Raw genomic sequence first — 1,185 nt, 5'->3', positions numbered from 1 at the left:
GGTGCCGGGGCCCCGGCACCGCACGGACCCCGACTGCCACGCCCTTGACCCTGTCCCCATCGGGAGACGTGGTCTCCCGGCTCGCCCGTCAAGGAGCCGTATGAGCACGTCAGAGGCTCGTCAGAGAACGGGAACCGGGCTTGCCCTGCCCGTGCGACACGGCTTCCATGGATGACGTGAACAGCGCCTGGCTCCTCTTCGACCGGCCGCCGAGTCCCGCTCGGCGGCCCCGTCGTGCGCCGCGCTGTGCGGAGATGTCCGCGTCCGTGTCCCGCTGACGCGATCCGCACCCCGGTGCAACCTCCGGCATCGGCTACGAGACCGCCCGGCAGCTAGCCGGACGCGGCGCCACCGTGCCGCTGCACGGCCGTACCGCCGAGGACGCCCGCACCGCCGCCGACACCCTCGCCGCCACGGCGGACGTCTCCACCGGCCGACTCTCCACGTACGCGGCCGACTTCACCCGCCTCGACGAGGTGGAGCCCCTCGCCCACAAGGTGGTCGCCGAACACGCGCAACAGACCACCGCCTCGACCCGCCGAGCCGCCTCACGCACACCCCCGGCGCCGTACAGGCAACTCCTCAGCGCTCCGCACACACTGTGTTCGTCACCGCCCCGCTCACCCCTGTGAGCCGACCGTCGCGCACCTGCCGCTCTTGACGGAGTCTTAGCGCGCTTGGAGCACGCTCCCGTAGGCCCATACGTCACTCTCTGCTTACGCTGGTGCGGCCGTCCGTGTGATGGCCCGGAGCCCCACACTGAGCTGCGCACCAGGAGAGCACGTCGATGGCCACGACCGAGCACCCCCCGCCGAGCCGCCTGCGGACATGGATGCTGGAGGGGCTGTCCGACATGGGCAAGAGCGGCGGCCACACCGGACCCCACGCGCAGCCCGAGCCCGCTCACCAGGGTCAACGCTGGTGGCGGGTGATGTGTCTGACCGTTGTCGACTACTTCTCGACCATCGTGCTCGTCATCGTCACCCTGGCCGGCGCCCTGCCGGTCTACCGCCGCGTCGCCGAGGAGAGCCCGCACGGCGAGGCGGGCCTCACCGTCCACGGCGAGGTCCTGCACAACCGCTACCGCGTACTGACCCTGGAGTCGGCCTCCATCCCCAACGCCCTGGCCGCGCTGCTGCTGTACGTCCGGGACGAGACCGGCTGCATCCCGCACATCTACTTCGA

Annotated in this window: 2 pseudogenes; both read left to right on the top strand. The window is 71.2% G+C overall.

The window, feature by feature from the left end:
- Nucleotides 1-305: 305 nt before the first annotated feature.
- Nucleotides 306-632: pseudogene (locus AB0P24_RS47915) on the top strand (SDR family NAD(P)-dependent oxidoreductase); the annotation flags it as partial.
- 155 nt (nucleotides 633-787) lie between these two features.
- Nucleotides 788-1,185, top strand: a pseudogene (locus AB0P24_RS47910) (amino acid transporter); the annotation flags it as partial.

Source organism: Streptomyces sp. NPDC086519, from assembly GCF_040686075.1.
Taxonomy (GTDB): domain Bacteria; phylum Actinomycetota; class Actinomycetes; order Streptomycetales; family Streptomycetaceae; genus Streptomyces; species Streptomyces shenzhenensis.
Note: the sequence above shows the minus strand (reverse complement) of the source record. Positions and strands in the feature narration are given on the sequence as shown.